Source organism: Acidovorax sp. LjRoot204 (assembly GCF_056175785.1).
The window spans coordinates 1-1,227 of the sequence record NZ_JBGFFF010000354.1 but is presented as its reverse complement, the minus strand read 5'-3'; the positions used below and the strand labels follow the sequence as shown (position 1 = coordinate 1,227).

Sequence of the window (1,227 nt, the reverse complement as noted above, 5' to 3'; positions counted from 1 at the left end):
GCCACCGACTCGAATCGCGACGTGGCTCCGTTCAATCATGAGGTTCACGTAGCGTCTACCTACTGGATCTTCATAGCTCTTGTCGAGGAATGGTGGGTTTCCGAGGCTTTCGATTGCGAAATCATGCATTGGGCGCCTCACATCGATCCATTCGCTTTTCTTGATGCTAAAGGAAAGAGATTTGCATACCTTTGGTTCGCGTGCCGGTGGTGTACATGCGCTAAGTGCGACGAGGGCCGCTGCGCCTATCGCACACGGGAGATGTTCCCAGATCGAGCGCATGTTCTCACTCCAGTTTGCTTTTCTTCTAAGTCGGCGAACGCGCCGCTCTTGGATGTTCGCGCGCTAATTGTGCCGGCACGGCGTAGTTCCGCTTTTGGCCGGGCGCCGTCTTTGTATAAATGGGCCGCTTGCCGCTCACGGCGCGCCAAGTATCGTCAGTAGCGGCATTTATCAGTGCGGCTAGCTTGTCTCTTTCCTTGAACTAGCACTCGAAACCTCAGTACTTCGGGCGCATTACCAGAACCAATCGTGGCGGAACTCGGCCATCAATGTCCCGGGGCAAGAAGCCAGTGCGCAGGAGCGCRACTATGGCGGCTACGTCCCAGTCTTCGATGCCGCTGGAACGAACGATGTAGGGCTCAATGACTTTGCCATCAGGACTGAGAGTGACGTTGAGTTCCACTGCTGGGTTTCCCTGAATGGCGTCCACATCAGCGTATCGAACGTTCGGGCGCACAGCAGCGGCGACGCGATCAGCGTAACTTGGTCGACCGGCGTTCCGGCCCGTTCCTGGCTGAACAGAGACCGGAGATGCCGTGATCCGTGATGGTGTTGCGAACACCAAGAGATTGGCGGGAGGCTTACCGCTGCGACCTGCGGAAAAGGACGGCACCTTGCGGATCGCTTCGCTAACGGCGCGGTCCCAATTCGCATCCCCACTCGACGAGAGAAGCGTGATCTCTAGAGGCTGCCCTTGAGGTGCGACCAAAACTAGGTACTCAGTGGGACGGGCAATTTCTGATGTCGTCGTCGGGCGCTGAAGGGCCTGTTCGATGAGGTGACGCAGCGCAGCAGAGTCAGCCGGTTCAGCGTCCTTGTGCCGAGCCACTGAATACGGTCTAGGCGGCGGTGGTGGAGAGTAGTTGGCGGGTTGAGCCGAAGCAGATTGGCCCATGTCGGGCGTTGCACCTTGCTGTGGGCCTGCACAGCCCGCAAGCATTGCTA

The 1,227-nt window shown here is 58.1% G+C and carries 2 protein-coding genes; both read right to left on the bottom strand.

Annotated elements, in window-relative coordinates:
* Positions 1-282 (bottom strand): hypothetical protein (locus AC04MI_RS25325; protein WP_476499065.1); only part of this gene is annotated, 282 nt, incomplete at its 3' end.
* Positions 283-499: 217 nt separating this feature from the next.
* Positions 500-1,177: a TonB C-terminal domain-containing protein gene (locus AC04MI_RS25320; RefSeq protein WP_476499066.1), complete on the bottom strand. Its 678-nt coding sequence runs from the start codon at positions 1,175-1,177 to the stop codon at positions 500-502.
* Positions 1,178-1,227 lie beyond the last annotated feature (50 nt).